The following is a 26359-nucleotide window of genomic DNA, read 5'->3' as shown; positions in this document are numbered from 1 at the left end:
GGGCGAGAGTCGGGTCATGACTTCCGCCACCGACGCCACCGACGCCCCCGAGAACATCGCCGACCACGCATCCGCAGCGGACCCGCACGCCAACGACGCCGCCCCCTACGGAGGAGGCGACCCGTACGCCGACTACCGCTCGGGCGACTTCGCGTTCACCGAGCTCGTCGACCTCGCGGACCGCCGGCTCGGCGCCGGAGTCATCGCCGCCAACGACGAGTTCTTCGCCGAGCGCGAGAACCTGCTCGTCCGCGAGCGGGCCGTGTTCGACCCGGAGCACTTCGGGCACAAGGGCAAGATCATGGACGGCTGGGAGACCCGCCGCCGTCGCGGTGCGGACGCCGACCACGTCTTCCCCGCCCCCGAGGACCACGACTGGGCGCTCGTCCGGCTCGGCGCGCCCGGTGTGATCAGGGGGATCGTCGTCGACACGGCGCACTTCCGCGGCAACTACCCGCAGCGGATCTCCGTACAGGCGACGGCGGTCGAGGGCTCGCCCGGCCCCGAGCAGTTGCTCGCCGACGACGTGAAGTGGGACGAGCTCGTCCCGCCGACGCCGGTGCGCGGCCACGCCGAAAACGGTTTTGACATCACTACGGGCCGCCGTTACACCCACGTCCGGCTCTGCCAGCACCCCGACGGCGGCGTGGCCCGCCTGCGCGTGCACGGCGAGGTCGTACCGGACCCGGAGTGGCTGGACACGCTGGGCACGATCGACCTCGTGGCGGTCGTCAACGGCGGTTCGTACGAGGACGCGTCCGACAGGTTCTACTCCTCGCCGACGCAGATCATCCTGCCGGGGACGTCGCGGAAGATGGACGACGGCTGGGAGAACCGCCGTCGCCGCGTCCGCGACACCAACGACTGGGTGCGCTTCCGGCTGGTCGCACAGGGGGCGATCAGGGCGGTCGAGATCGACACGGCGTACCTGAAGGGGAACTCGGCGGGGTGGGTCGCGCTGAGCGGGCGCAACGGTGAGACGGGCGAGTGGTTCGAGATCATCCCGCGTACGCGTCTGCAGCCCGACACGCTGCACCGGTTCCGCCTGCCGGCGCAGGCGGTGGCGACACATGTCCGCCTGGACGCGTTCCCGGACGGCGGGGTGGCCCGGATGCGCCTGCACGGGGCGCTGACGGCGGCGGGCGCGGCGGAACTCCGCCACCGCTACACAGAACTGACGGGCTGACCCCCGGCCCCTCCTCCCTCCCTACCTCCGCCCGGCGGCACGGTTGCGCACAGACGCCCGTCCGCCGGGCGGGTTTCATTCCCCCCAAGCCTCCGGACCCCGATCCCTCCGGGGCGTTTTCCCACCCGCCCACCCGTGATGGGGGTGCGACGAGCTGCCTCTGGCGGGGTGGCGCGCAAAATCAGCCTCTCCGGCGTTTGAGGAGCGGGAGTCCGGAGCGGAGCCCCGGGAAGGGGATCTTGCCCGCCCTCACCGCCGGAGCCATGCGCCGGAGCCGCAGAGTGTCACAGTCGGGAAGGGGCGGGGTGGGGGCAGCCCCGCAGGAAGGCGTCCCCACCCCTCACCCCGCTACGCGGATTCCGCGTCGGCCGTCCGGGCCCGCAGCGCCCGCTCGATGCCCGAGCGGGACTCCGAGACGAGGCGGCGCAGGGCCGCGTTCGGCTGGGCCGAGGCGAGCCAGGCGTCCGTCGCGTCCAGGGTCTCCTGGGAGACCAGGAGGGACGGGTACAGGCCCACCGCGATCTGCTGGGCGATCTCGTGCGAGCGGGACTCCCATACGCCCTTGACCGCGTCGAAGAACTTCGCCGAGTACGGGGCCAGCAACTCGCGCTGGTCGGTCTGGACGAAGCCGCCGATCACCGCTTCCTGGACCGCGTTCGGGAGCGTGTCGCCCTCCACCACCGACGCCCACGCCTCCGCCTTCGCCTCCGGCGTCGGACGCGCGGCCCGTCCTGTCGCCGCGTGGCGCTCGCCCGCGGCCGTCCTGTCGCGCTCCAGCTCCGCCGCGATGTCCGGCTCGTCGAAGACGCCCGTCGCCGCGAGCCGCTCCACGAACGCCCAGCGCAGTTCGGTGTCCACCGCGAGGCCCTCGATGGTCTCCGTACCCGTCAACAGGCCCTGGAGCAGGTCGAGTTGCTGCGGCGTGCGGGCCGTCGCCGCGAAGGCGCGGGCCCAGGCCAGCTGGTGGTCGCCGGCCGGCTCGGCGGTGCGCAGGTGCGCCAGCGTCGCGTCGGTCCACTGGGTCAGGCCCGCGTCGCGCCACTCGGGCGCCGCGTACAGGTCGATGGCCAGCTTCACCTGGCGGTGCAGGGACTGCACCACACCGATGTCGGACTCCTTGGCGATGCCCGACAGGACGAGCGCCAGGTAGTCGCGCGCCGCGAGTTCGCCGTCGCGGGTCATGTCCCAGGCCGAGGCCCAGCACAGCGCGCGCGGCAGCGACTCGGCGAAGTCCCCGAGGTGCTCGGTGACGAACCGCAGGGACTCCTCGTCGAGGCGGACCTTCGCGTACGACAGGTCGTCGTCGTTGAGGAGGACGACCGCCGGGCGGGGCGTGCCCGCGGGCAGCTCGACCTCGGTGCGGGCGGCCGCCTCGATGTCCAGCTCGAACCGGTTCGTACGGACCAGCTTGCCCGAACCGTCCAGGTCGTAGAAGCCGATCGCGATGCGGTGCGGCCGCAGCGTCGGCTCACCCTTCGCGCCGGACGGCAGCGCCGGGGCCTCCTGCAGGACGGAGAGGGAGGTGATGTTCCCGGAGGCGTCCACGGCGATCTCGGGGCGCAGCACGTTGATGCCCGCCGTCTCCAGCCACGCCTTCGACCAGGTCTTCAGGTCGCGGCCGCTCGTCTTCTCCAGCGCGCCGAGCAGGTCCGGAAGGCGCGTGTTGCCGAACGCGTGCGCCTTGAAGTACGCCTGCACGCCCTGGAAGAACTCGTCCATGCCGACATAGGCGACGAGCTGCTTCAGGACCGAGGCGCCCTTCGCGTACGTGATGCCGTCGAAGTTGACCAGGACGTCTTCCAGGTCGCTGATCTCGGCCATGATCGGGTGCGTGGACGGCAGCTGGTCCTGGCGGTAGGCCCAGGTCTTCTCGGAGTTCGCGAACGTGGTCCACGCGTTCGGCCACTTCGAGCCCGGCGCGTAGGCCTGGCAGGCGACCGAGGTGTAGGTGGCGAACGACTCGTTCAGCCACAGGTCGTTCCACCACTCCATCGTCACGAGGTCGCCGAACCACATGTGGGCCAGCTCGTGCAGGATGGTCTCGGCCCGGCGCTCGTACGCCGCGTCCGTCACCTTCGAGCGGAACACGTACTGGTCGCGGAAGGTCACCGCGCCCGCGTTCTCCATCGCGCCCGCGTTGAACTCCGGCACGAAGAGCTGGTCGTACTTGGCGAACGGGTAGGCGTAGTCGAACTTCTCCTGGAACCAGTCGAAGCCCTGCCGGGTCACCGCGAAGATCTCGTCCGCGTCGAGGAACTCGGCGAGCGAGGGGCGGCAGTAGATGCCCAGCGGCACGGTCTGCCCGGCCGGGCCCTCGTACGAGGAGTGCACCGAGTGGTACGGGCCCACGATCAGCGCGGTGATGTACGTGGAGATGCGCGGCGTCGGCTCGAAGGTCCAGACGTCGTCCTTGGGCTCCGGCGTCGGCGAGTTGGAGATCACCGTCCAGCCGGCCGGCGCCTTCACGGTGAACTGGAAGGTCGCCTTCAGGTCCGGCTGCTCGAACGAGGCGAACACGCGGCGCGCGTCCGGAACCTCGAACTGCGTGTACAGATAGGCCTGCTGGTCCACCGGGTCCACGAAGCGGTGCAGGCCCTCGCCGGAGTTGGTGTACGCGCAGTCCGCAACCACCCGCAGCACGTTCGGGCCCGCTTCGAGCCCGGCCAGGGCGATCCGGCTGTCATGGAACACGGCGGCCGCGTCCAGCGCGGTCCCGTTCAGGACGACCTCGTGCACGGTCGGCGCGACCAGGTCGATGAAGGTCTCCGCCCCGGCCTCGGCCGAATCGAAGCGCACGGTGGCGACGGACCGGTAGGTCCCGCCCTCCTGCGCGCCGCTCAGGTCGAGCTCGATCTCGTACGAGTCAACGGTGAGCAGGGCCGCCCGCCGCTGCGCCTCTTCACGGGTCAGATTCGTGCCAGGCACCCGGTCATCTCCTTCAGATGCTTCAGTTCCATCAGATCGTGACGTTCCGGCCATCCTTGCACGCAGGGCGTGCGCAGCGCGATGTCCGTTTTCCGCCGGTGAACAGGGCCCCGCGGGGCCACGCTGGGGCCATGACGATCTACACAGCACGTCCCATCGAGCCCGCCGTCCTCAAGGAGCTCCGCGACACCGACGACGCCGGCCGCGCTTGTGTCCCGTTCATCGATCACGAGGGCGGCGACCCGCTGCGCTGCTGCCTGCGCCGCATCCGCCCGGGCGAGCGGGTGGCCCTCGTCTCGTACGCCCCGCTCCGCCGCTGGGCCGCCGAGACCTCGGCCGCGCCGGGGGCGTACGACGAGCAGGGGCCCGTCTTCATCCACGCCGAGGAATGCGAGGGGGTGGCGGGCGCCGACCCCTACCCCTTCACGCACCCGGGGGCGCTGCGGGTCCTGCGGCGCTACAGCCGCGCCGGGCACATTCTCGGAGGGCAGCTCCTTGAGTTCCCGCAGGCCGCGGCGGAGGGCTTCGACGCGGCCCTCGACGAGGCCTTCGCCGACCCTGAGGCCGCCCTGGTGCACGTACGTGCCGTCGAATACGGCTGCTTCCAGTTCGAGGTGCGGCGCCCTTAGGCGAGCCGTGGCCCGCGCCGCTGCTTTTCAGGGGCGCGGGGAACTGCGCGACCAGCCCCCACCGGTCCGCAGCCGAATTCGACGCACCGGCAGGGTGCTCAGCCCTTGAGCTCGGCCGCCACCAGCTCCGCGATCTGGACCGCGTTGAGGGCCGCGCCCTTGCGGAGGTTGTCGTTGGAGAGGAAGAGCGCGAGACCGTTCTCCACGGTCTCGTCGTTGCGGATGCGGCCCACGTACGACGCGTCCTTGCCCGCGGCCTGCAGCGGCGTCGGGATCTCGGACAGCTCCACGCCAGGCGCGGACGCAAGGAGCTCGTACGCGCGCTCCACGCTGATCGGGCGCTCGAAGCGGGCGTTCACCTGGAGCGAGTGGCCGGAGAAGACCGGCACGCGGACGCAGGTGCCGGAGACCTTGAGCTCCGGGATGCCCAGGATCTTGCGGGACTCGTTGCGGAGCTTCTGCTCCTCGTCGGTCTCGAAGGAGCCGTCGTCGACGATGCTGCCCGCGAGGGGGAGCACGTTGAAGGCGATGGGGCGCTTGTAGACGCCGGGCTCGGGGAACTCGACCGCGTCGCCGTCGAAGGCCAGCTGGTCGGCCGCCTCGGCGACCTTGCAGGCCTGGGTGTGCAGCTCGGCGACGCCCGCCAGGCCGGAGCCGGAGACGGCCTGGTAGGTGGTGGCGACCATCGCGGTGAGCCCGGCCTCGTCGTGCAGCGGACGCAGGACCGGCATCGCGGCCATCGTGGTGCAGTTCGGGTTGGCGATGATGCCCTTGGGGCGGTTCTTGATCGCGTCCGGGTTGACCTCGGAGACCACCAGCGGGACCTCCGGGTCGCCGCGCCAGGCGGAGGAGTTGTCGATCACGACGGGACCCTGGGACGCGACCTTCTCGGCCAGGGCGCGCGAGGTGGCGCCGCCCGCCGAGAACAGCACGATGTCCAGGCCCGAGTAGTCGGCGGTGGACGCGTCCTCGACCGTCACGCCGTCCAGGACCGTGCCCGCGGAGCGTGCGGAGGCGAAGAGGCGCAGCTCGTCGACCGGGAACGCCCGCTCGACGAGGATCTTGCGCATGACCGACCCGACCTGCCCGGTGGCTCCGACGATTCCGACCCTCACGGTGACTCCCTTGGTGCTCACGTGCTTCACGTGCTCCTGTACGGCTCCGGCGCGTCCATGATGCGTCGGAGCCCGGCGGACTTGTCCAATCCATTGTCCGTTGTGTGGGACGGCTGCCCACTTGTGACAAGTCCATGGCATCCGTGTTGCATCCGCCCCGAATTGCCCCACGGAGCCGTTTTTGCTGGCTACGGTCCTGACAAGCCGGTCGATCATCGGCGACACCGCACCGTATTCCGGAGGATTTCCCGTGCCCGTATCCCGCCGCACCCGGGCGATAGCCGCCCTCGCCGCCGCCCCGGTGATCCTGTCCCTGGCGACCCCCGCCGTCGCCCGCGGGGGACCCGGCCAGCACCTCGCGAAGAAGCTGGTCAAGGAGGCGTCGGGGGAGAGCGCCTACCGCCATCTGGAGGCCTTCCAGAAGATCGCCGACGCCAACGGCGGCAACCGGGCGGCCGGCACCCCCGGCCACGACGCCTCGGCGGCCTATGTGTACGGACAGCTCGAGCAGGCCGGGTACGACGTCTCGTACCAGGACTTCACCTTCTACGAGTCGAAGACCCTGCGCCAGAAGCTGACGGCGGGCGGGCGTGAACTGCCCGTCGCCGCCTACCAGTTCAGCAAGTCGACCCCGGCCGGCGGGCTCACCGCCGAGGTGAAGGCGGCCCGCGTCGACGACACCCCGGGCTGCTCGCTCGACGACTACGCCTCCGGCACCTTCACCGGCAGGATCGCGCTGGTGAAGCGCGGCAGCTGCACCTTCCAGGAGAAGGAGGCCGTCGCAGCGAAGGCGGGCGCGGCCGGCGTCATCGTCTACAACCACTCCGGGACCGACGTGGTGCACGCCACGGTCGGGGAGCCGGGGAACGCGCACATCCCGGCCGCCGGGATCTCCCTCGCGGACGGCGAGGCGCTCGCCGGGCAGCTCGCCAAGGGCCCGGTCAAGGTCACCCTGGACGTGGCCACCGAGGCCGTCGCCAGGAAGACCCGCAACGTGATCGCCGAGACCCGCACCGGCGACCCGGACAGCGTGGTCGCGCTCGGCAGCCACCTCGACTCGGTCCCCGTGGGCCCCGGCATCAACGACAACGGCTCCGGCTCGGCGGGCCTGCTCGAAGTGGCCCTCAAGCTAGCCAAGGAGACCAAGCAGACCCGCAAGCACCCCAAGCAGCTCCCCAACAAGGTGCGGTTCGCCTGGTGGTCCGGCGAGGAGCTCGGCCTGCTCGGCTCGGAGCACTACGTCAAGAACCTCACCGAGCAGCAGAAGAAGCAGATCAAGCTGTACCTGAACTTCGACATGATCGCCTCGCCCAACGCCGCCCAGCTCGTCTACGACGGCGACGACTCCGACAAGAAGGGCGCGGGCCCGGGGCCCGCCGGATCGGCGCAGATCGAGGCCCTGATCAACAGCTACCTCGACAAGCGGCACGTCCAGCACGAGGGCTACGACTTCGACGGCCGCTCCGACTACGGCCCCTTCATCGAGGTCGGCATCCCGGCCGGCGGCACCTACACCGGAGCCGAGGAGATCAAGACGCCCGAGCAGGCCAAGAAGTGGGGCGGCACGGCGGGCCAGGCCTTCGACCCGAACTACCACGCCAAGGGCGACACGCTGAAGAACATCGACAAGAGGTACTTCGACCTCAACATCGACGTCATCGCGCAGGCCGTCGGCACGTACGCCTACGACCTGAGCTCCCTCAAGGGCTGAGGGACGGACAACGCCAAGCGGGGCGGGTGCTCGTGAAAGAGCGCCCGCCCCGCCGCGTTCGTACGAGCCGTTACTGCGTGACCTTCCCGATGATCACGCTGCCGGTGCCCGCGGCGGTGCCGCGCTCGTTCACCAGCTGGACCGTCCCGAAGAACTGGCGCCCCTCGGGAGCCGCACCGGCCGCGACGACATCCGCCGTGACCTGGGCGGACGCGCCGCCCGCCAGCTTGACGCTCTTGCTCTCGTCGACCTTGACGGTGCCGAGCGAGGGGGCGAAGAAGACGTCCTTGTAGGCGTACGTGGTCGAACCGGCCGGGACCGCGTAGCCGGCGACCTGGATCGTGTACGTGCCCGCGGCCGGCTTGACCAGGCTGACCGACTCGTCCGCGCTGCTCGTCGTGGACTGGGCGACCGTCTTGCCGTTCTGGTCCAGGACGTACAGGTCGAGGTCGGCGCCCTTGTCGGAGGTGCCGCCGATCGACACGTCCAGGTGCTCGACGCCCGCGCCGATGGTGACCGTGCTGGTCTGCGTCTCACCGGCCTTGATGGTGGGGGTCGCGACCTTCGCCGAACCCAGCGAGCCGCCCTTCAGCTTGCCGTCGAGCGCGGCGAAGCCGTTGGTGACCTTCCACTGCACGGGGGCCGGGGTGCCGACCTTCGCCTCGGGCACCGTCTGGGTGGCCGGGTCGAAGGTGACGCCGAGCACCGAGACGTCCAGCTTGTAGGAGTTGTCCAGGTACGGCGACGTACGGCGCGCCTCGACCTCGATCTCCCACACGCCGGCCTGCGGGTTCGCGTACGAACGCAGGTCGGGGCGGCAGGTGTTGGCCGGGTTGTCGTAGTTCGGGTAGCAGTTCGGCGTGCCCGTCGTGTCGAGGGCGACACCGTAGGGGTGGATCGAGATGAAGCGGGTCTGGCTGCCCGAGCGCAGCGCGCCCATGCGGACTTCCAGGTTCTTCGCGCCCGCCGGGACGTTCACGAAGTACGACTTGGTGGAGTTGCGCTGCACCGTCGAGGACGCGGTGAAGGTGTAGCCGGGGCCGGCGATCGGCGTCGCGACGATCACGGTGGCCATGACCTGCTGGTCCACGCCGACCGTCTTGGGGTCGTCGACCTGGAGGATCGCGCTGTGCACGCCGCCGGACTTCGGCTGCGCCTGCACCTTGACGGTGACGGGCTTGCCGAGCGGCAGGCTCACCTCGTCGTCGCCGAGGATCTTGAAGGTGCCGTCGTCGTTCTTGAGCGACAGCTCGTGCCGGACGTTCTTGTCCGGTCCGGTGGTGCGGGTGACCGTGACGTCGTACGTCTTCTTCTGCCCGGCCTTGAGGCCGCTCTCGCGGTCGTAGATGCCGGTGCCGACGTTCGGGGTCTTCAGGGCGAAGCCGAGCGCGCTGGAGACCGGGGCGGTCACCGTGTACTCGTGGGCCGGGGCGTGCTTCTTCGCGGTCTGCTTGATCGCGTCCCAGGCGCCCACGATGTTGATGAGGCCGGCACCCTCGGAGTACGCCTGAACTCCCTTGATGTGCTTGGCCGTCGAGGTCAGCGCGGTGCGCAGGTCGGCCGGCGGCAGGTCGATGCCCTGCTGCTTGGCGGCCGAGATCAGCAGCGCCGAGGCGCCGGCGGCCTGCGGGGAGGCCATCGAGGTGCCCTGGAGCATCGAGTAGCCGGCGGGGAGGCTGTAGCCCGCCTCCTTGACCGGGCTGCCGGGCAGCCAGGTCTGGGTGGAGTTGATGGCCGCGCCCGGAGCGCTCAGGGTCGGCGTGAAGCCGCCGTCCTCACGCGGGCCGCGCGAGGAGAACGGCATCATCTGGTAGTCCGTGGAGACGCCGGAGCCGTAGTTGGCGGCCCAGGTCTCCTTGGAGATGCTCGCGCCGACGGATATGACGTGGTCGGCGAGGCCGGGGTCGCCGATGGTGTTGACGCCCGGGCCGTCGTTGCCGGCCGAGATGACCAGCTGGACGCCGTAGCTGTCGATGAGGCGCTTGTAGAGCTCGGCGCGCGCGTTGTTGCCGTCGTTGAGCGCCGGCAGACCGCCGATCGACATGTTCACGATGTCGACGTGGCGGTTGGTGACGAGGTCGATCATGCCCTCGGTCAGCGCGATGTTGGTGCAGCCGCCGTCCCAGTTGCAGGCGCGCGAGGAGACGATCTTCGCGCCGGGCGCGGCACCGCTCATCTTGCCGCCGAACAGCCCGTTCGCGGAGGTGATGCCGGCGACGTGGGTGCCGTGCTCGGACTCGATGACGCCGATGTTGACGTAGTCCGAGGTGTGCCCGGCCGCGTCGTAGACGACGTTCTTGCGGATCTCGACGGTGAACGGGACGCGCTCGGCGACATCGGTCGCCGGGTTGTCCGTGCCGAAGTAGCCGACCTGGTAGCCGTCCTTGTACGGCTTCATCGGCGCATCGTCGGTGAAGTCGTTGTTGTTGTTCAGGTCGACGCGGACCGTGCCGGCGACCGGGTCGTAGAGCACGCCCCAGCTGTCGGTGGTGTCGCCGTCCCGGTTCAGGTCGCCGGCCGCGTCGCCGCCCTTGGTGACCTTCTCGGCGAAGGTGGAGAAGTCGTACGAGCCCGCCGGGGCCGTCCATGTCTTGCCGCCCGCGGTGAACACCGGCCCGGAGACCGCGGTGTTGGCGCGCAGCCAGGTGCCGTCGTTGTCCTGCACGGGGTCGGTCGCGGTGACCCAGTCGACGATCTTGCGCTCGCCGGTGGTGGTCTTCTGGAGCGCCGGGTGGCCGAGGTCGACGCCCGAGTCCAGGATGCCGATGGTGACCCCGCGGCCGTCCGCCTCGGGGTGCTGCTTCACGAAGTCGACCGCACCCGTCTCGAAGTTCGGGTTGTACGGGTTCTTCGCGGGCGTGTCCTTGCCCGGCGCCGCGTAACTCCCCGACGTACGCAGCTGCTTCGCGGACTTGGTGGTGTCCGCGGAGGGCGTCGGGTCGTCCAGCTGGATGTCCTGCTTGAGGTCGATGCCGTGCACCGAGGGCAGCTTCGCGGCCGCCTTCAGGGCCGCCTCGGCCTGCGCCGTCGGCAGCGTCGCGCGGACGTAGCCGAGCTTGTCGTCCTGCTTGCCGACGGTCGCCCCCGCGACCGCGTGCAACTGCGAGGTGACGGCGGAGGTGGCGCCGGGGGCGGTCGCCACCATGACGGTGACGCTCTTCTCGCCCTTGGCCTGCGCCTCGGCGAGCCGCTGCTCGTCGGCCTTGCCGAGCTTGTCCTCGGCGGTCTTGGCCGGAGCGGTCTTCACCGGAGGCGCGGTCCACGGGTCGTCGCCGCCCGTCGCGGCGAAGGCGGGCGCGGCGCCCGCCGCGACGAGCGCGGCCACCAGGCCGGCCGCCGCCGCTGTTCGGGCCGTGCGTCTCGCCCCGGGTATGGAGCGCGGGGATTCAGTGGTCATTCAGCATCCCTATGAGGTGGGTAAGGGTCCGGCCGCAGGAAACGGTTCGACTTTCGGTGCCGGATGACCGCTGAGCATTGCGTATATGACTGTTGTTTGTGGAGAGTTGACCGTTACGTGATGTGAACATGGCGCTTTTCCGCCATCGTCCGGGGCCCGCCAGGCCGAACCGGTCCGGTCGTGGTGGCGGACAGCGGCGCCCCGCACACGCCGACCCGTAACCTCACTGAATGAACACGGAGTTGCGGGTGGCGGCCTACGCCGTATGCGTACGGGAAACCGGTGGCGTCCAGGAGATCCTGCTCGCCCGCTGGGTGGCCGGGGACGGCACCAAGCGGTGGACGCTGCCGGGCGGCGGCATGGACCACGGCGAGGACCCCCTCGACACCGTGGTGCGCGAGGTCGACGAGGAGACCGGGTACGCCGTCGAACCCGTCCGGCTGCTCGGCATCGACTCGGTCAACCGGCGCTACCCCCGAAAACTCGGCCGGTTCGCCGACTTCCAGGGCTTGCGCATCGTGTACGAGGCCCGCATCACCGGCGGCGAGCTGCGCCACGAGACCAACGGCTCCACCGACCTGGCCGCCTGGCACCCGCTGACCGGGGTGGCCGGCCTGGACCGGGTCGAACTCGTCGACGTGGGCGTGGAGTTGTGGCGCACACGGCCGCCCACGGGCAAGGCGTCCCTGCCCGTGGGCTGAGCTTGTCTTTCATGGTCGGCGTTTCCGATCGCGGGCGGTGGGCCGTTCCCCTCCGAAGGCCCGCCGCCCGCGCCGGGTTCAGCGGGGGAGCACCACCACGTAGGCGGCGGGCTCCCGGTCGGTGGACGCCATCAGCGCGGTCCGCACCACGGCCGCCTGCTGTTCGAGGGACTCGCGGAGCTTCTTCGGCGTGATGTGCACGACGGTGATCCCGAGCCGTTCGAGCGCCTCGCGCTTGCGCGTGTATTCCGACCACATCGCGTCGTCGTCCTGGCGCGGCGCCCGGGTGTCGAGTTCCACCGCCACCGCCTGCTCGGGCCAGTACGCGTCCAGGCCGCCCAGGTGCGGGCCGCCCGGCAGGCGCAGGTCCACGTTCCACAGCGGGTCCGGCAGGCCGAATCCGCGCACCATCGTGTACAGCCGCTCCTCGGCGATCGAGCGCCCCTCGGCGAGCAGCGCGTCCACCGCGTCCACGACATGGCCCCGGGTCAGCAGCCGCGCCTGCGTCAACTCCCGCACGATCGCGGCCGGTTCGGTGTGGCCGCGGCGCACCGCCTCGGTGAGCAGGCGGCGTACGGCCTGGGCGTCGTCGAGGACCGCGACGGCGTCCGCGAGCGCCCGCGGCACCGGTGCCACCGGCACCCCCGTGATCATCTCCGCGTACGGCATCGCGTGCGCCCGCACCAGCTGGACGCAGCCCGTCGAGCGCAGCCGCCGGGTGCGCGGCACCAGGATGTCGATCCGGTCGAGCGAGAGCAGCGGGGGAGCCGAGGAGAACCCGTGCAGCGCTAGCGCCGCGAGCCCGGTGACGATCGCCTGCGGCGCCTCGGTGCGGGCCTGGCCCTGCGCCGGGATGGCCCTGGCGCGCCCGGCGGCCGGCCATCCCGCGTACATCAGCGCGGCATGCAGCCGCTCCTCGCTGGTGGCGGGTCCCGGGTGCAGCACGTACACGCCCGGAAGGATCTGCTGCCACGGTCCGCCGGGCAGGCACTGGGCGGCGGTCCGTGCGGCCGAAACCCCGTGCGCGCGCAGCTGGTTGGCGGACAGGACGCGCTGCTGCACGTCGGTGAGGTGGCTCAGGGGGCGGGGGGAGAGCGGGGTGTTGTGGTTCATGCTGCGGGGTGTTCCGCAGCCGAACCGCCTCCTAACCGCTGTTACATGCCCGTCGACAAATCCGGACAACCCCGTCCTAAAGTACGGGCGTTCGAGTGCCGATCAGGGGGCCCGCTCACGGGCCCCCGAACCGGCGTCAGTGTGCGGCCGCCGCCGCGTCGCAGGCCTGGCCGCGCAGGGTGCGGGCCAGGTCGTCGCGGGCTTCGAGGACCAGGCGGCGCAGGGCCGGGGCCGCGTCCTCGTGCGCGGTGAGCCACTCGTCCGTGGCCGACAGCGTCGCCTCGTCGTCCTGGAGGCCCGGGAACAGGCCCTTGACGATGTCCATGCCGATCTGGATCGAACGCTCGGCCCACACCCGCTCGATCACCTCGAAGTACTTCGGGGCGTACGGGGCGGTCAGCGCGCGCTGCGAGGGCTGGTTGAAGCCCGAGATCGTGGCCTCCGCCAGGGCGTTGGACAGCGCGTCCGACTCGACGACCTGTGCCCAGGCCTGCGCCTTGACGGCCTCCGAGGGGCGCGCGGCCAGGCAGCGCACCTGGTGGCGCTTGCCGGACGCGGTGTCGTCGCGGGCCAGTTCCGCGTCGATCGCCGACTCGTCCACCACGCCGTGCGCGGCCAGCGGTTCGAGCAGCGCCCAGCGCAGCTCCTGGTCCACGTCGAGGCCGTCGATCTTCGCCGAGCCCGCGAGCAGGCCCTCGAGGAGCTGGAAGTCGGCTCCGGTGGTGGCTGTCGCCGCGAAGAAGCGGGCCCAGGTCAGCTGGTGCTGGCTGCCCGGCTCGGCGAGCCGCAGCTCGTGCAGGGCGCCCTCGGCGAGCAGCCGGCCGCCCTCCTCGCGCCGGCCCGGCGCCGCGTAGTGGACGACCGCCGACTGGGCCTGGGAGTGCAGCATCTGGAGCACGCCGATGTCCGACTCGCGGCCCGCGTGCGCGAGGACGAGCGCCACGAAGTCGCGGGCGGGCATGAGCGCGTCCCGCGTCAGGTTCCACAGCGCCGACCAGCACAGGGCGCGGGCCAGGGGGTCGTCGATGTCGCCGAGGTGGGCGCGCAGGGTGGCGAGCGAGCCCTCGTCGAAGCGGATCTTGCAGTAGGTCAGGTCGTCGTCGTTGACCAGGATCAGGTCGGGCCGCTCGGCCCCGGCGAGCTCGGCCACGACCGTGCGCGGACCCTCGACGTCGACCTCGGCGCGGGCATAGCGCACCAGGGCGCCCGCCTCGCTGCGGTACAGGCCCACCGCGACCCGGTGCGGGCGCAGCTCCGGGTGGGTCTCCGCGGCCTCCTGGACGACGGCGAGCTCGGTGAGGCGGCCTCCCGCGTCGTAAGTGGCCACCGGCGTAAGCGAGTTGACCCCGGCGGTCTGGAGCCAGGAGCGCGACCACGTTGCCATGTCGCGCCCGGAGACCTCTTCGAGGACCGAGAGCAGGTCGCCCAGGCGGGTGTTGCCGTAGGCGTGCCGCTTGAAGTAGCGCCGGGCTCCTTCGAGGAAGGCGTCCCGGCCGACGTACGCGACCAACTGCTTGAGCACGGACGCGCCCTTGGCGTACGTGATGCCGTCGAAGTTGAGCTTGGCGTCCTCCAGGTCACGGATGTCGGCCGTGATCGGGTGCGTGGACGGCAGCTGGTCGGCCCGGTAGGCCCACGCCTTGCGGTTGTTGGCGAACGTCACCCAGCTGTTGGTGAAGCGCGTCGCCTCGGCCAGCGAGAACGAGCCCATGAAGTCGGCGAAGGACTCCTTCAGCCACAGGTCGTCCCACCACACCATGGTGACCAGGTCGCCGAACCACATGTGTGCCATCTCGTGCAGGATGACGTTGGCCCGGCGCTCGTAGGCGGCCTGCGTCACCTTGCCGCGGTAGATGTACTCCTCGCGGAAGGTCACCAGACCCGGGTTCTCCATCGCGCCCAGGTTGTACTCCGGTACGAACGCCTGGTCGTACTTCCCGAAGGGGTACGGGAAGTCGAAGTTCTCGTGGAAGAAGTCCAGGCCCTGCTTGGTGATCAGGAAGATGTCGTCGGCGTCGAAGTGCCGGGCGAGCCCCTTGCGGCACATCGCGCCGAGCGGGATCTCCAGCTTGCGGCCGTCGTCGAAGGTGCGCGTGTAGGAGTCCGTGACGTAGTGGTACGGGCCCGCGACCACGCAGGTGATGTACGTCGAGATCGGCTCGGTCGCGGCGAACCGCCACACGTTGTCCGCCCCCTTGCCGCCCGCGCCGTTCGACCACACCGTCCAGCCCTCGGGGGCCTGCGCCTCGAAGACGAAGCGGGCCTTGAGGTCGGGCTGCTCGAAGTTGGCGAAGACGCGGCGCGAGTCGGCGGGCTCGTACTGCGTGTAGAGGTAGACCTCGCCGTCCTCCGGGTCGACGAAGCGGTGCATGCCCTCGCCGGTCCTGCTGTACGCGCACTGGGCGTCGACCACCAGGACGTTGTCCTCGGCGAGGCCGTCCAGGGCGATCCGGCTGCCGTCGAAGACCTCGGCGGGGTCGAGCGCGCGGCCGTTAAGCGTCACCGACGTCACCGACGGGGCGATCAGATCGGCGAACGTCGAGGCGCCGGGGCGCGCCGAGCGGAACCGGATCGTGGTCAGCGACCGGAACGTGCGGGGCCCGTCCGGGGCGTCCCCGACGGCGGACCGCAGGTCGAGGGAGACGTCGTAGCCCTCGACGGACAGCAGCTCGGCCCGCTCGCGGGCCTCGTCGCGGGACAGATTCTCACCGGGCACGGGCACTCCTTCGTGTCTCGTTCGAACGGCCTCGATCCTCCCATGCCGCCGCGGCGGAGGCCGAGCGGGAATGGGTCGGCCGAAACGGGCCTTCAGCGGAATGCTTTCGGTCGATGCCGGTGTTCGACCGTAGAGATGCTTGCTTGACCGACGTTGCCCGATGTTGCCCGAGGAGAGACATGTCCGAGTCCGCCAAGACCCCCGTCGACTTCTGGTTCGACCCCCTCTGCCCCTGGGCCTGGATGACCTCGCGGTGGATGCTGGAGGTCGAGAAGGTGCGCGACGTCGAGGTCCGCTGGCACGTGATGAGCCTCGCGGTGCTGAACGAGGACCGCCTGGACGAGCTGCCCGAGGAGTACGCCGAGAACATGCGGCCCGGCGGCAAGTCCTGGGGCCCGGTACGCGTCGTGACCGCGGCACAGCAGCTCCACGGCGACGAGGTCGTCGGCAAGCTGTACACCGCGCTCGGCACCCGCTTCCACAACGAGGGCCTCGGCGTGAACCGGGACTCCATCGCCGCGGCGCTGAAGGACGTGGGCCTGCCCGCCGACCTCATCGACTACGTCGACCAGGACACCTACGACGTGCAGATGCGCGCCTCCCACAAGGAGGGCATCGAGAAGGTCGGCCAGGACGTCGGCACCCCCGTCATCGCGGTGCCGGGCGCCGACGGCGAGCAGATCGCCTTCTTCGGCCCGGTCGTCACCCCCGCCCCCCAGGGCGAGGCCGCCGCCAAGCTGTGGGACGGCACCCTGCTCGTCGCCGCCACCCCGGGCTTCTACGAGATCAAGCGCAGCCGCACCAAGGGCCCGGACTTCAGCAACCTGTGACCGTCACCGGGTGCCGCCCCGTGCCCCGCGGGGGCAGGCACCCGGAACCTCACGGCAGCCGGATGTGCTCCGCGAACGGGCGCTTGTCGAAGCCGGTCCGCAGATTCCGGCAGCCCGGTCGGGTGCAGACCCAGACGTCCTCGACGTTCTTGCGGCCGGTGCGATGCCGCAGCCAGGCCTTCTCCTCCGTACTCAGCCGGCGGTGCTCCTCGTCGGACTTGCACGTGTCGCAGTACATCGCCATGCGTACCCCTCCTTGGCAAGTGCCGGGAGTGTAGGCCCGCCCGCACGGCGGGAGCAGGGCGAAAAACAGCCGGATGCGAAGGGCCCCCGCGAGTCACGTCCTCGCGGGGGCCCTTCGTTCTTCCGCCTGCCGTCATGAAGGTTGAGAAGACGATCACGAGGCAGGACGACCGGGGGTGCCTTACGGGGCCAGGATCAGGTTGTTGCCGGCCTGCTTGGCGGCGGCGTAACGCTTCGCCACGTCCTGCCAGTTGACGACCCGCCACATGGCTTCGATGAAGTCGACCTTCTGGTTCTTGTACTGGAGGTAGAAGGCGTGCTCCCAGGCGTCGAAGACCAGGACCGGGGTGGAGCCCTGGCCGACGTTGCCCTGGTGGTCGTAGATCTGCTCGACCACGAGGCGGCCGCTGATCGGCTCGTAGGCGAGGACGCCCCAGCCCGAACCCTGCGTCGTCGCCGCGGCCTTGGTCAGCTGGGCCTTGAACTTGGCGAACGAGCCGAAGGACTCGGCGATGGCGTCGGCCAGCTCGCCCACGCCGTCCTTGTCGAGCGGCTCGCCGCCGCCGTCGCCCGTCATGTTGTGCCAGTAGATCGAGTGCAGGATGTGGCCGGAGAGGTGGAACGCGAGGTTCTTCTCCAGGCCGTTGATCGAGCCCCAGGCGTCCTTGTCGCGGGCCTCCGCGAGCTGCTCCAGGGTGTCGTTCGCGCCCTTCACGTACGCAGCGTGGTGCTTGTCGTGGTGCAGCTCGATGATCTCCGGGCTGATGACGGGTTCGAGCGCCGCGTAGTCGTACGGAAGTTCAGGAAGCGTGTAAATGGCCATGTCCGAGCCCTCCGACTGCTCACTGCAAATGCTTATTGCAATTGATGTGCAAGTGCACGCTACCAGCAGGAATGCGGGTTCGCAGGTAAGGGTGACCTCAGCAAAAAGTCCTGCGTCCCGAGGCCCAGGGCCAGGGGACGCAGGACAGTTGAGAGCAGGAGGGGCCGTTCGGTCAGGCGTCGATCGGGGTCTGCGTCGACGTGCGCTGACGGATGTAGCCGATGATCGCGAGCACCAGGGTGAGGCCGCCCGTGTAGTAGAGCTGCACCCGCGTGCCGTCCTCACGGGCCATCAGGACGAAGACCACCGCCATGCCGAGCAGTGCGATCCAGGTGAGCCACGGGTAGAGCCACATCTTCACGACGAGCTTCTCCGGCGACTCGCGCTCAAGGCGGCGGCGCAGCAGCAACTGCGAGGCGGCGATGAAGAACCAGACGACCAGGATGATCGCGCCGATGGTGTTCAGGAGCCACTGGAAGATGTCGTCCGGACGCCAGTAGCTGAGCAGCACGCACACGAAGCCGAAGGCCGAGGAGACGAGGACGGCCACCCGTGGCACCCCGCCGGAGATCTTCCCGAGCACCTTGGGGCCCTGGCCGCGCGAGACGAGCGAGCCGGCCATGCGGGAGGCGCCGTAGATGTTCGCGTTCATCGCCGAGAGCAGGGCGATGAGGATCACGACGTTCATGATGTGGCTCGCGGCCGGGATGCCGAGGTAGTCCAGGGTCGCGACGTAGGGGCCCTTGGTCGCGATGTCCTTGGCGGTCCAGGGAAGCAGCGTCACGACGACCGCCATCGAGCCGATGTAGAAGATCGCGATCCGCCACATCGCGGTGCGCACGGCCTTCGCGACGCCCTGGACGGGATGTTCGGACTCGGCCGCGGCGATGGTGACCGTCTCCAGGCCGCCGTACGCGAAGACGGAGGCGAGCAGTCCGACGATGAGGCCCTCGCTGCCGTTGGGCATGAAGCCGCCCTGGCCGGTGAGGTTGGTCAGGCCCGGGGCGCTCGTGTCCGGCAGCACGCCGACGATCGCGAGCACGCCGATGACCAGGAAGAGGACGATCGCGCCGATCTTCAGCGCGGCGAACCAGAACTCGAACTCGCCGAAGTTCTTCACGGCCGCCAGGTTGGTGCCGCAGAAAAGGAGCATGAACACGGCGACCAGCGCCCACTCCGGGACGCCCGGCAGCCAGCCGTGCACGATGCCGGCGGCGCCGATGCCCTCCAGGCCGACGGCCACGCAGAGCAGGAACCAGAAGGCCCAGCCCGCGGTGAACCCGGCCCACGGGCCGATCGCCCGCTCGGCGTGCACCGAGAACGAGCCGGACGCGGGGTTGGCGGCCGACATCTCGCCCAGCATGCGCATGACGAGCATGACCAGGGCGCCGGATATCGCGTAGGCGAGGATGATCGAGGGCCCGGCCGCGGCGATCGCGGTGCCGGAGCCGACGAACAGGCCGGCGCCGATGACGCCGCCGAGGGCGATCATCGAGAGATGGCGCTGCTTGAGACCATGGGTGAGCGGTGAGTCGGTCTGCGGCCGGCTGTCGTTCTGCGCGGGCGCGGTTGTCCGAGACATGGGCATGCCCTGTTCAGTAGCTGATCCACCGGGTCGGCGGCACGGAGGCCCACAGTCTTAGGGCGGCCCCGCTCAGAGGGAACACCCGACCGCTATGCGGACACCCGACTCACACAGCGTGAAGAGACGGGCGCGTTTTGTTTACGCGAACTTCACACGCGGCGCGTGCGCAACTCCCGTACCCCTGCCACCAGAAGCACCGCGGCCGTCGCGCCGGCCGACCACAGCACCTGCGGCCGGGCCGAGTCGTCGAAGAGCATCAGGACGAGCACCGCGGCCATCGCGGCGAGCGCGGCCCACGTGAGATACGGGAAGGCCCACATCTTCAGCGACAGCGTCTCGGGCGCCTCGCGCTCGATCCGGCGGCGCAGCCGCAGCTGCGAGACGGCGATCAGCGCCCACACGAACAGGAGCACCGCGCCGACCGCGTTGAGCATGTAGAGGAACACCGAGTCCGGCCACTTCAGGTTCAGCAGGACGGAGATGAAGCCGAAGGCCACCGACGCGAGCACCGCCCGGCGCGGCACCCCGCCACCGGACACCTTCAGCAGGCCCTTGGGTGCCTCGCCCCGCTCGGCGAGCGAGAAGACCATGCGCGAGGAGCCGTACAGATTGGCGTTCAGGGCCGAGAGCAGCGCCACGAACACCACGATGTTCATGATCTGGCCGGCATACGGGATGCCGATCGCGTCGAGGACCGCGACGTACGGGCTCTGGCCCGGCTTCATCGACGTCCACGGCAGCAGCGTCACGATGACCAGCATCGAGCCCACGTAGAAGAAGAGGATCCGCCACACCGCGCTGCGCACCGCGCGCCCGACCGCGCGGGCCGGGTCGTCGGACTCGGCGGCGGCGATCGTGACGACCTCCAGACCGCCGAACGCGAAGATCACCGCGAGCACCCCGGAGACCACCCCGCTCCACCCGGCGGGCAGGAAGCCGCCCTGGCCGGTCAGGTTGGACAGGCCCACCGGAGAGGTGTCGGGAAGGACGCCGAAGACCGCGAGCAGCCCGAGCACCAGGAACGTGACGATCGCGAAGATCTTCAGGGCGGCGAACCAGAACTCGAACTCGCCGAAGTTCTTGACCGCGGCCAGGTTGGCGCCGGTGAACACCACCATGAAGATCAGCACCCAGGCCCACTGCGGCACCCCGGGCGCCCAGCCGTTCGCGATCTTCGCGGCGCCGGTCGCCTCCACGGCGAGGACCACCACGAGCAGGAACCAGTAGAGCCAGCCGACGCTGAACCCCGCCCAGCGGCCGAGCGCCCGCTCCGCGTGCACCGAGAACGAGCCCGAGGCGGGCATCGCCGACGACATCTCGCCGAGCATCCGCATCACCAGCATCGCGATCGCGCCCGCGATCAGATACGAGACGACGATGCCCGGGCCCGCCACCGCGATCCCGGCGCCCGACCCCACGAAGAGCCCCGCGCCGATCACCCCGCCCAGGCCGAGCATGGTCAGATGGCGCTGCTTCAGCCCGTGCGAGAGGGGCTCCGCGGGCAAGGAGTCGTGCATGGCCCTCGTACTTTCGGTTTATGGAGAACCTACAGTCTCGCGGAGCCACGGCCTCCGGCGCAAAAGGGATACTCGACACCATCACCGCAGTGACGAGGGTCACGCGAGAGCGGGCATGAAACCAGCCCTTTGTGCAGACCCCACCAAGGCTTCAACACCCGCTTTGTGGGCGGCTGCTGGTGATCCAGCGAGATTCAGTGGGCTAACGTCACCGTGTCCCCAGCACGTCCCGCTGCCCCAACACCTGCCGGAGTTCCGATGAGCACTGCGTCCGCCGCCGCCCCCCGCACCGGATCGGTACTCGCCGACCTGCTGCCTGCCTCCCGCACCAAGGACATCGCGCTCGTCGTCGGCGGCGCGGTGCTGACCGGACTCGCCGCCCAGATCGCCGTGCCCGTCCCCGGCTCGCCCGTCCCGGTCACCGGCCAGACCTTCGCGGCGCTGCTCGTCGGCGCGGGCCTCGGCGCGGGCCGCGGCTTCCTCTCGCTCGCGCTGTACGCCCTGGTCGGCATGGCCGGGATGCCTTGGTTCGCGAACGGCACCTCCGGCGCGGGCGGCGCCTCGTTCGGCTACGTGCTCGGCATGCTGCTCGCCTCCACCGTCGTCGGCGCCCTGGCCCGCCGCGGCGCCGACCGCTCGGTGCTGCGCACCGCGGGCACGATGGTGCTCGGCTCGGCGATCATCTACGCCGTGGGCGTCCCCTACCTCGCCGCCTCGACCGGCATGTCCCTGACCGCGGCGGTCGCCGCCGGCCTCACCCCGTTCCTCCTGGGCGACGCCCTGAAGGCGGCCCTGGCGATGGGCCTCCTCCCGGCCGCCTGGAAGCTGCTCGGCCGCAGGGGCTGATCCCCGCACGGCTTCACAGCGCACAAGGGCCCGGCAGCTGCCGGGCCTTTTGCGTGCCGGTAGTCGGCGGGAAGGTTTCTTCGCTCCCCGAACGAGTGAACGTCTCCCCATCACCGGCAGAACGGCCCGCCCGGCCACCATGCTCCTGCCCGGGGCCGCCCACCGGGCGTAGCCTGACACCAGCGACGAGGGAGGAACGCCAGCATGAGCGCCGACCCCATCACCGAGCCGGTGAACGAGGCACAGGACCCCATCGACCTGTTGATCGAGTTCGAGAAGGCTTCCAAGGAGCCGATTCGGGCCGAGTACGTCGAGGGAATGGTGATTGTGCCGCCTCAGCCCGACCACAACCACAACCGTGCGGCCACCGAGCTGTACTTCCAGCTCCGCACGGCCGGGATCGGCCACGTGGGCATCGGCAACGGCTACCGCACCGGTGTGACGGCGGAGAAGACTCTGAGCCTGCTGGTTCCCGACTTCTACGTCATGCGGCGTGAACCGAGCGACCTGGATGAGGCGTACCGCCGGACGAACCGGGGCTGGTACCCGATCGAGCTGCTGCACCTCGCGGGAGAGGTCACCTCGACCAACCACGAGACGGACACCGGCCCCAAGTACCGCAGTTACGCCGCCGCCGGGGTTCCCCTGTATGTGATCGTGCACCGTTACGAACGCAAGGTGTACGTCCATTCCGAGCCGGTGCCGGACAAGAAGCAGCCCACCAAGAGTCACTACCGGACGACGACGGTCACCGAACTCGGCGGCAAGTTCCTGCTCCCCGCGCCCTACCCGGCCCTGGACACCTCGCTCCTGTAGTTCTGGCGCGCCCCGTGCCCAACTCCCTTGCCAGGACGGCGAGTCCGCCGCACGACTTCACAACGTGAAAGGGCCCGGCAGCTGCCGGGCCCTTTCACGTTTCGGGTGTCGCCGTCAGTGCCTGGCCGTCCACCGGCGGCCCCGGGTCGTCCACCACAGGCCCGTGCCCCCGGCGATCAGGAACAGGGCGCCTGCCGCGGCCAGCGGGAGTACTCCGTCGTTGACGCCCGTCTTGGGGAGCTGGGGCGGTGCGGAGGGGGAGGACGGGGCTGGGCTCGTCGGCGTCGGAGAGGCCGTGCCCGAAGGCGGGGCGGCGGGGACGTTGTCCGTGCCGAGCAGCAGTGGCGTGTCCGGCGCGTTCGGCGTCGGCTTGGTCGTGCCGAACGGCACCGGGCCCTGCTGCCACAGCACCTTGTCGCTGTTCCCCTCGGTCACCGGCAGACAGATCTTGCCGGTCTTCGACAGGTCGTACGTCGCCGAGACGGTGTACGACTTCGACTGGCCGGGAGCCAGGTCCGAAATCGCGCAGCCGTAGCCGCTGTTGGTGATCGGCGGGCGTTTGGCGCTCGCGACCGGCGTGCAGCCCCTGACGCCGGTGATCTTCATGCCGTCCAGGCCGAGCACCGTCAGGGTGACCGGCCCGGTGGCCTTGCTGCCGTGGTTGGCGAGCGTCGCCGTGAACGTGGTGCGGTGCGTCGTGTTGTCGACCTTGATCGTCGACGGCAGCTCGGTGGAGATCTTCAGGTCCGCCGGGGCGCTCGGCCCGGGGGTGCCGCCCTGGCTGCTGCCCGGCGTCGGATCGGCCGCGAACGCCGCCCCCGCTCCGAACGGCAAAATCAGCAGGGCCGCGAATGCAGAGGCAAATAGAGATCCCTTGGCTTTTCGAACGTGCATTTCCCATCCCCCTCACCCGTGTTGGGTGCATCTGTGCACAGAAGGGTCCCACAAGATTTCCAGGAATTATGCTGTGATGGTGTCACCGTCGTGAATCAGTCCTGGTCACAGTAGGTGCTGAGGGGGTGGGTGGTCATGCCGGGAACACGGGGACTATTGATCGCCGGGCGCTACCGCCTGGGCGAAACAATTGGCCAGGGGGGAATGGGGCGGGTGTGGCGGGCGGCCGACGAGATACTCGACCGGCAGGTCGCCGTAAAGGAAATGCGCATCAATGAACTCGATGCAGAGGACAGTCGAATTCGCCGCGAACGCACCCTGCGCGAGGCCCGGGCCACCGCCCGGATCGACCACCCCAATGTGGTGCGGGTCTACGACGTGGTGGCCGAGGAGAGCGACCGGCTCTGGATCGTGATGGAGCTCGTCGAGTCCCGCTCCCTGGAGAAGCTCCTCCTGGAGGACGGCCCGGTGGCCCCGCGCGAGGCCGCCCGGATCGGCATCGGCCTCGCCGCGGCCCTCGTCGAGGTGCACGCGGTGGGCGTCCTGCACCGCGACATCAAACCCGGCAACGTCCTGCTCGGCCCCGGCGGCCGCGTCGTCCTCACCGACTTCGGCATCGCCGCCATCCAGGACGCGGCCGCCCTCACCGTCGTCGGCATGCTGGTCGGCTCCCCGGACTACATGGCGCCCGAGCGGGTCTCGGGCAAGCCGCAGGGCCCCGCGTCCGACGTGTGGTCGCTCGGCGCCACCCTGTGCGCGGCGGTCGCCGGCTGCTCCCCGTTCGCCCGCCCCTCCACCCTCGCCACCCTGCACGCCGTGCTCTACGAGGAGCCCGAACTCCCGGACACCGCAGGCCCGTTGGCCCCGCTCCTCGCGCAGCTCCTGGTCAAGAACCCCGAGCTGCGGCCCGGCCTGGACGAGATCGCCGCCCGCCTGATGCCGATCGCCGCGCCCCCCACCGTCCTCGCCGCCGGACCGGCACCCGCGCCGCATCCCCCCACCCTCCAGGTGTTCGGCGACCCGCCACCCTGGCCCGGGGGCCCGTCCGTACGGGAGGAGCCGCCGCCCCCGCCGAGGGAGGTGCCCCCGGCGCCCGGACCCGCAGCACCCGGACCCGCGGCACCGGAGCCCGTACGGGAGGAGCCGGAGCCGTCGCCCCGGCGCCGGTGGGCGGGCAAGCGGTTCCTGCTCACGGCCGTCGTCGTGGTGGCCGCCGCCGTGGCCGCGGTCCTGATCGCCACCACCGCGCATCAGGGCGGCGGGGGCGGCGCCACCGGGAGCGGTTCGGCGCCGCCCACCGTGGACGGGACCTCGCGCCCGCCCTCCGCGACCCCGCCGGCCGGCTCGATCGACGAGACCGGCTTCGCCTGGATCCCGCCCAAGGGCTGGACCCGCACCGCCAAGAGCCCGTCCAACATCCACTACCACGCGCCGGGCGGAAAACAGGAGATCGCCGCCTCGTACGCACTCGTACGCGGCGGCGATCTCATGACCCAGTGGCAGGAGGCCGAGGCGGGCTCCCACGACGTGCCCGGCTACCGGAAGATCCGGCTCGACCGGACGACCTTCCACGACCAGCCCGCCATCATCTGGGACTACGACTTCACCCAGAACGGCGTCCCGTGGAAGGCCCGCCAGATCGGCTTCGACGAGGGCGGCAAGTCGTACCAGATCAACACCTGGTACGAGGCCGACACGGAGTCCGCCGCCCTCGACACCTATGACGCGGTGACGTCCTCGTTCACCCCGCTGTAGGCGGGGGCGGCGCGGCCCGCGAGGACCTTCTCCTTGACCACGGCGATCACGATGACGATCGCCGCGACGAGCAGCGACAGGAGCACCTGCTCGCGCCCGGACTTGTCGAACAGCATGTAGACGAGGACGAAGGAGATCATCCCGATCGTCAGCCAGGTGAGATAGGGGAAGCCCCACATCTTCACGGTCAGCTTCTCCGGCTGCTCGCGCAGGATGATCCCGCGCATCCGCAGCTGCGTGAAGCAGATCACCAGCCACACGAACAGGGCGACGGCGCCCGAGGAGTTCAGGAGGAACGCGAAGACGGTGTCCGGCCACTTGTAGTTGAAGAACACCGCGACGAAGCCGAAGACGACCGAGGACAGGATCGCGACCTGCGGCACGCCCCGCTTGTTCGTCCGGGCGAAGGACTTCGGCGCGTCCCCGCGCTCACCGAGCGAGAACGCCATCCGGGAGGCCGTGTACAGGCCGGAGTTGAGGCAGGACAGCACCGCCGTCAGGACGATCACGTTCATGATCTGGTCGGCGTGCGGGATGCCGATCGTCTTCAGGGCGGCGACGTACGAACCGTCCGCGACGATCGAGGGGTCGCTCCACTTCAGGAGGGTGAGCACGATGAAGATCGAGCCGAGGTAGAAGACCGCGATCCGCCAGATCACGCTGTTGGTGGCCTTGGTCACGGCGCGCCGCGGGTCCTCGGACTCACCGGCGGCCAGGGTGACGATCTCGGAGCCCATGAAGGAGAAGACGACCATCAGCACACCGGTCAGGATCGCGCCGTAGCCCTTGGGGAAGAACCCGCCCGCGTCCGTGAGGTGCGCGAAGCCCGCGCCCGGGTTGTGCGAGCCCGGCAGCACGCCGAACACCGCGAGCAGACCGATGACCACGAAGCCGCCGATCGCGACGACCTTGATCCCGGCGAACCAGAACTCGAACTCGCCGTACGAGGACACCGAGGCCAGGTTGGTGGCGGTGAGCACCACCATCACTATGAGCGCCCAGCCCCACTGCGGGACCCCCGGCACCCAGTCGTGCAGGATCTTCGCGCCGGCCGTTCCCTCGACCGCGAGCACCACGACCCAGAAGAACCAGTAGAGCCAGCCGATGGAGAACCCGGCCCAGCGGCCGAGCGCACGGTCCGCGTACGCCGAGAACGAGCCGGACGACGGGCGGGCGGCGGCCATCTCGCCCAGCATCCGCATGACGAAGACGACCATCACGCCGACGAGTGCGTACGAGAGCAGAATGGCGGGTCCGGCCGCGGCGATGCCGGAGCCGGAGCCCACGAACAGGCCGGCGCCGATCACGCCACCGATGGCGATCATGGACAGATGGCGGTTCTTGAGACCGGCCTTGAGGCCGCTGTCGGGCACCTGCGAATCACCGGTTTCACCGGGCAGGCGGTCTTCCTTCGCAAGGGACGGCTGCGAGGTCATGGACGCTTCCTTACGTCTTCGGAGCACTCGGGTTACGAGCCCGGGTATTCAAACCTGGTCCGCTTCGGTACGGAAGGCCTGAATCCGGATCGTTAGACGGGACCAACGACGGGGACCAAAG

At 70.2% G+C, this 26359-nt stretch carries 19 protein-coding genes; 8 read left to right on the top strand and 11 right to left on the bottom strand.

Features of this window, described 5'->3' with window-relative positions; all coding sequences use genetic code 11:
* Positions 1-16 precede the first annotated feature (16 nt).
* Positions 17-1186 (top strand): allantoicase, encoded by a 1170-nt coding sequence (alc, locus tag ABD346_RS28280; RefSeq protein ID WP_344378711.1) that lies wholly within the window; start codon positions 17-19, stop codon positions 1184-1186.
* 348 nt (positions 1187-1534) lie between these two features.
* On the opposite strand, the gene pepN (ABD346_RS28275) is transcribed toward alc, so the two are convergent.
* Positions 1535-4111, bottom strand: a complete 2577-nt coding sequence (gene pepN, locus ABD346_RS28275; protein ID WP_344378710.1) for an aminopeptidase N — start codon at positions 4109-4111, stop codon at positions 1535-1537.
* 131 nt (positions 4112-4242) lie between these two features.
* Here pepN (ABD346_RS28275) and ABD346_RS28270 point away from each other — a divergent pair, with 131 nt between their 5' ends.
* Positions 4243-4740, top strand: a complete 498-nt coding sequence (locus ABD346_RS28270; RefSeq protein WP_344378709.1) for a DUF1203 domain-containing protein — start codon at positions 4243-4245, stop codon at positions 4738-4740.
* A 98-nt stretch (positions 4741-4838) separates the two neighbouring features.
* On the opposite strand, the gene ABD346_RS28265 is transcribed toward ABD346_RS28270, so the two are convergent.
* On the bottom strand, positions 4839-5855 hold the full coding sequence (locus ABD346_RS28265; RefSeq protein WP_344379112.1) for an aspartate-semialdehyde dehydrogenase: 1017 nt from the start codon (positions 5853-5855) through the stop codon (positions 4839-4841).
* A gap of 250 nt (positions 5856-6105) precedes the next feature.
* Between ABD346_RS28265 and ABD346_RS28260 the strand changes: the two genes are divergently transcribed.
* Entirely contained in the window at positions 6106-7566 is a 1461-nt protein-coding gene (locus ABD346_RS28260; RefSeq protein ID WP_344378708.1) for a M28 family metallopeptidase, read from the top strand.
* A 70-nt stretch (positions 7567-7636) separates the two neighbouring features.
* Here ABD346_RS28260 and ABD346_RS28255 read toward each other — a convergent pair whose 3' ends face one another.
* Positions 7637-10963: a S8 family serine peptidase gene (locus ABD346_RS28255; RefSeq protein ID WP_344378707.1), complete on the bottom strand. Its 3327-nt coding sequence runs from the start codon at positions 10961-10963 to the stop codon at positions 7637-7639.
* A 230-nt stretch (positions 10964-11193) separates the two neighbouring features.
* On the opposite strand from ABD346_RS28255, the gene ABD346_RS28250 reads away from it, so the two are divergent.
* Positions 11194-11664: an NUDIX hydrolase gene (locus ABD346_RS28250; protein ID WP_344378706.1), complete on the top strand. Its 471-nt coding sequence runs from the start codon at positions 11194-11196 to the stop codon at positions 11662-11664.
* Positions 11665-11742: 78 nt separating this feature from the next.
* On the opposite strand, the gene ABD346_RS28245 is transcribed toward ABD346_RS28250, so the two are convergent.
* Complete coding sequence (locus ABD346_RS28245) at positions 11743-12777, bottom strand: hypothetical protein (protein ID WP_344378704.1); 1035 nt, start codon at positions 12775-12777, stop codon at positions 11743-11745.
* Positions 12778-12913: 136 nt separating this feature from the next.
* Positions 12914-15493: an aminopeptidase N gene (gene pepN, locus ABD346_RS28240; protein WP_344378702.1), complete on the bottom strand. Its 2580-nt coding sequence runs from the start codon at positions 15491-15493 to the stop codon at positions 12914-12916.
* 179 nt (positions 15494-15672) lie between these two features.
* On the opposite strand from pepN (ABD346_RS28240), the gene ABD346_RS28235 reads away from it, so the two are divergent.
* The gene (locus tag ABD346_RS28235) at positions 15673-16323 is read left to right on the top strand and encodes a mycothiol-dependent nitroreductase Rv2466c family protein (protein ID WP_344378701.1); all 651 of its coding nucleotides are present in this window, start codon (positions 15673-15675) and stop codon (positions 16321-16323) included.
* Between the two features lie 49 nt (positions 16324-16372).
* Here ABD346_RS28235 and ABD346_RS28230 read toward each other — a convergent pair whose 3' ends face one another.
* The 4 genes from ABD346_RS28230 to ABD346_RS28215 form a co-directional block, all read right to left on the bottom strand.
* Positions 16373-16567 (bottom strand): hypothetical protein, encoded by a 195-nt coding sequence (locus tag ABD346_RS28230; protein WP_381226784.1) that lies wholly within the window; start codon positions 16565-16567, stop codon positions 16373-16375.
* 180 nt (positions 16568-16747) lie between these two features.
* Positions 16748-17389, bottom strand: coding sequence for a superoxide dismutase (locus ABD346_RS28225; RefSeq protein WP_344378698.1), 642 nt, complete (start codon positions 17387-17389; stop codon positions 16748-16750).
* A 172-nt stretch (positions 17390-17561) separates the two neighbouring features.
* On the bottom strand, positions 17562-18971 hold the full coding sequence (locus ABD346_RS28220) for an amino acid permease (RefSeq protein ID WP_344378696.1): 1410 nt from the start codon (positions 18969-18971) through the stop codon (positions 17562-17564).
* A gap of 152 nt (positions 18972-19123) precedes the next feature.
* Positions 19124-20491, bottom strand: coding sequence for an amino acid permease (locus ABD346_RS28215; protein ID WP_344378695.1), 1368 nt, complete (start codon positions 20489-20491; stop codon positions 19124-19126).
* A 258-nt stretch (positions 20492-20749) separates the two neighbouring features.
* Between ABD346_RS28215 and ABD346_RS28210 the strand changes: the two genes are divergently transcribed.
* A complete protein-coding gene (locus tag ABD346_RS28210) occupies positions 20750-21337 on the top strand; it encodes a biotin transporter BioY (protein WP_344378693.1) in 588 nt (195 codons plus the stop codon).
* A 204-nt stretch (positions 21338-21541) separates the two neighbouring features.
* Positions 21542-22153, top strand: coding sequence for a Uma2 family endonuclease (locus tag ABD346_RS28205; RefSeq protein ID WP_344378692.1), 612 nt, complete (start codon positions 21542-21544; stop codon positions 22151-22153).
* Between the two features lie 114 nt (positions 22154-22267).
* Here the strand turns inward: ABD346_RS28205 and ABD346_RS28200 are convergent, their stop codons facing one another.
* Positions 22268-22987 carry an LPXTG cell wall anchor domain-containing protein gene (locus ABD346_RS28200; RefSeq protein WP_344378691.1) on the bottom strand — a complete coding sequence of 240 codons (720 nt, stop codon included), beginning with the start codon at positions 22985-22987 and terminating at the stop codon, positions 22268-22270.
* Between the two features lie 195 nt (positions 22988-23182).
* Here ABD346_RS28200 and ABD346_RS28195 point away from each other — a divergent pair, with 195 nt between their 5' ends.
* Positions 23183-24802: a serine/threonine-protein kinase gene (locus ABD346_RS28195; protein WP_344378690.1), complete on the top strand. Its 1620-nt coding sequence runs from the start codon at positions 23183-23185 to the stop codon at positions 24800-24802.
* Here ABD346_RS28195 and ABD346_RS28190 read toward each other — a convergent pair.
* Positions 24766-26238, bottom strand: a complete 1473-nt coding sequence (locus ABD346_RS28190; protein WP_344378688.1) for an amino acid permease — start codon at positions 26236-26238, stop codon at positions 24766-24768. The two genes, ABD346_RS28195 and ABD346_RS28190, sit on opposite strands and share 37 nt — an antisense overlap.
* Positions 26239-26359 lie beyond the last annotated feature (121 nt).

The sequence above is a fragment of the Streptomyces mauvecolor genome (assembly GCF_039532965.1).
In the GTDB taxonomy this organism is placed as follows: Bacteria; Actinomycetota; Actinomycetes; order Streptomycetales; family Streptomycetaceae; genus Streptomyces; species Streptomyces violascens.
This window is presented reverse-complemented; position numbering and strand designations above follow the sequence as displayed.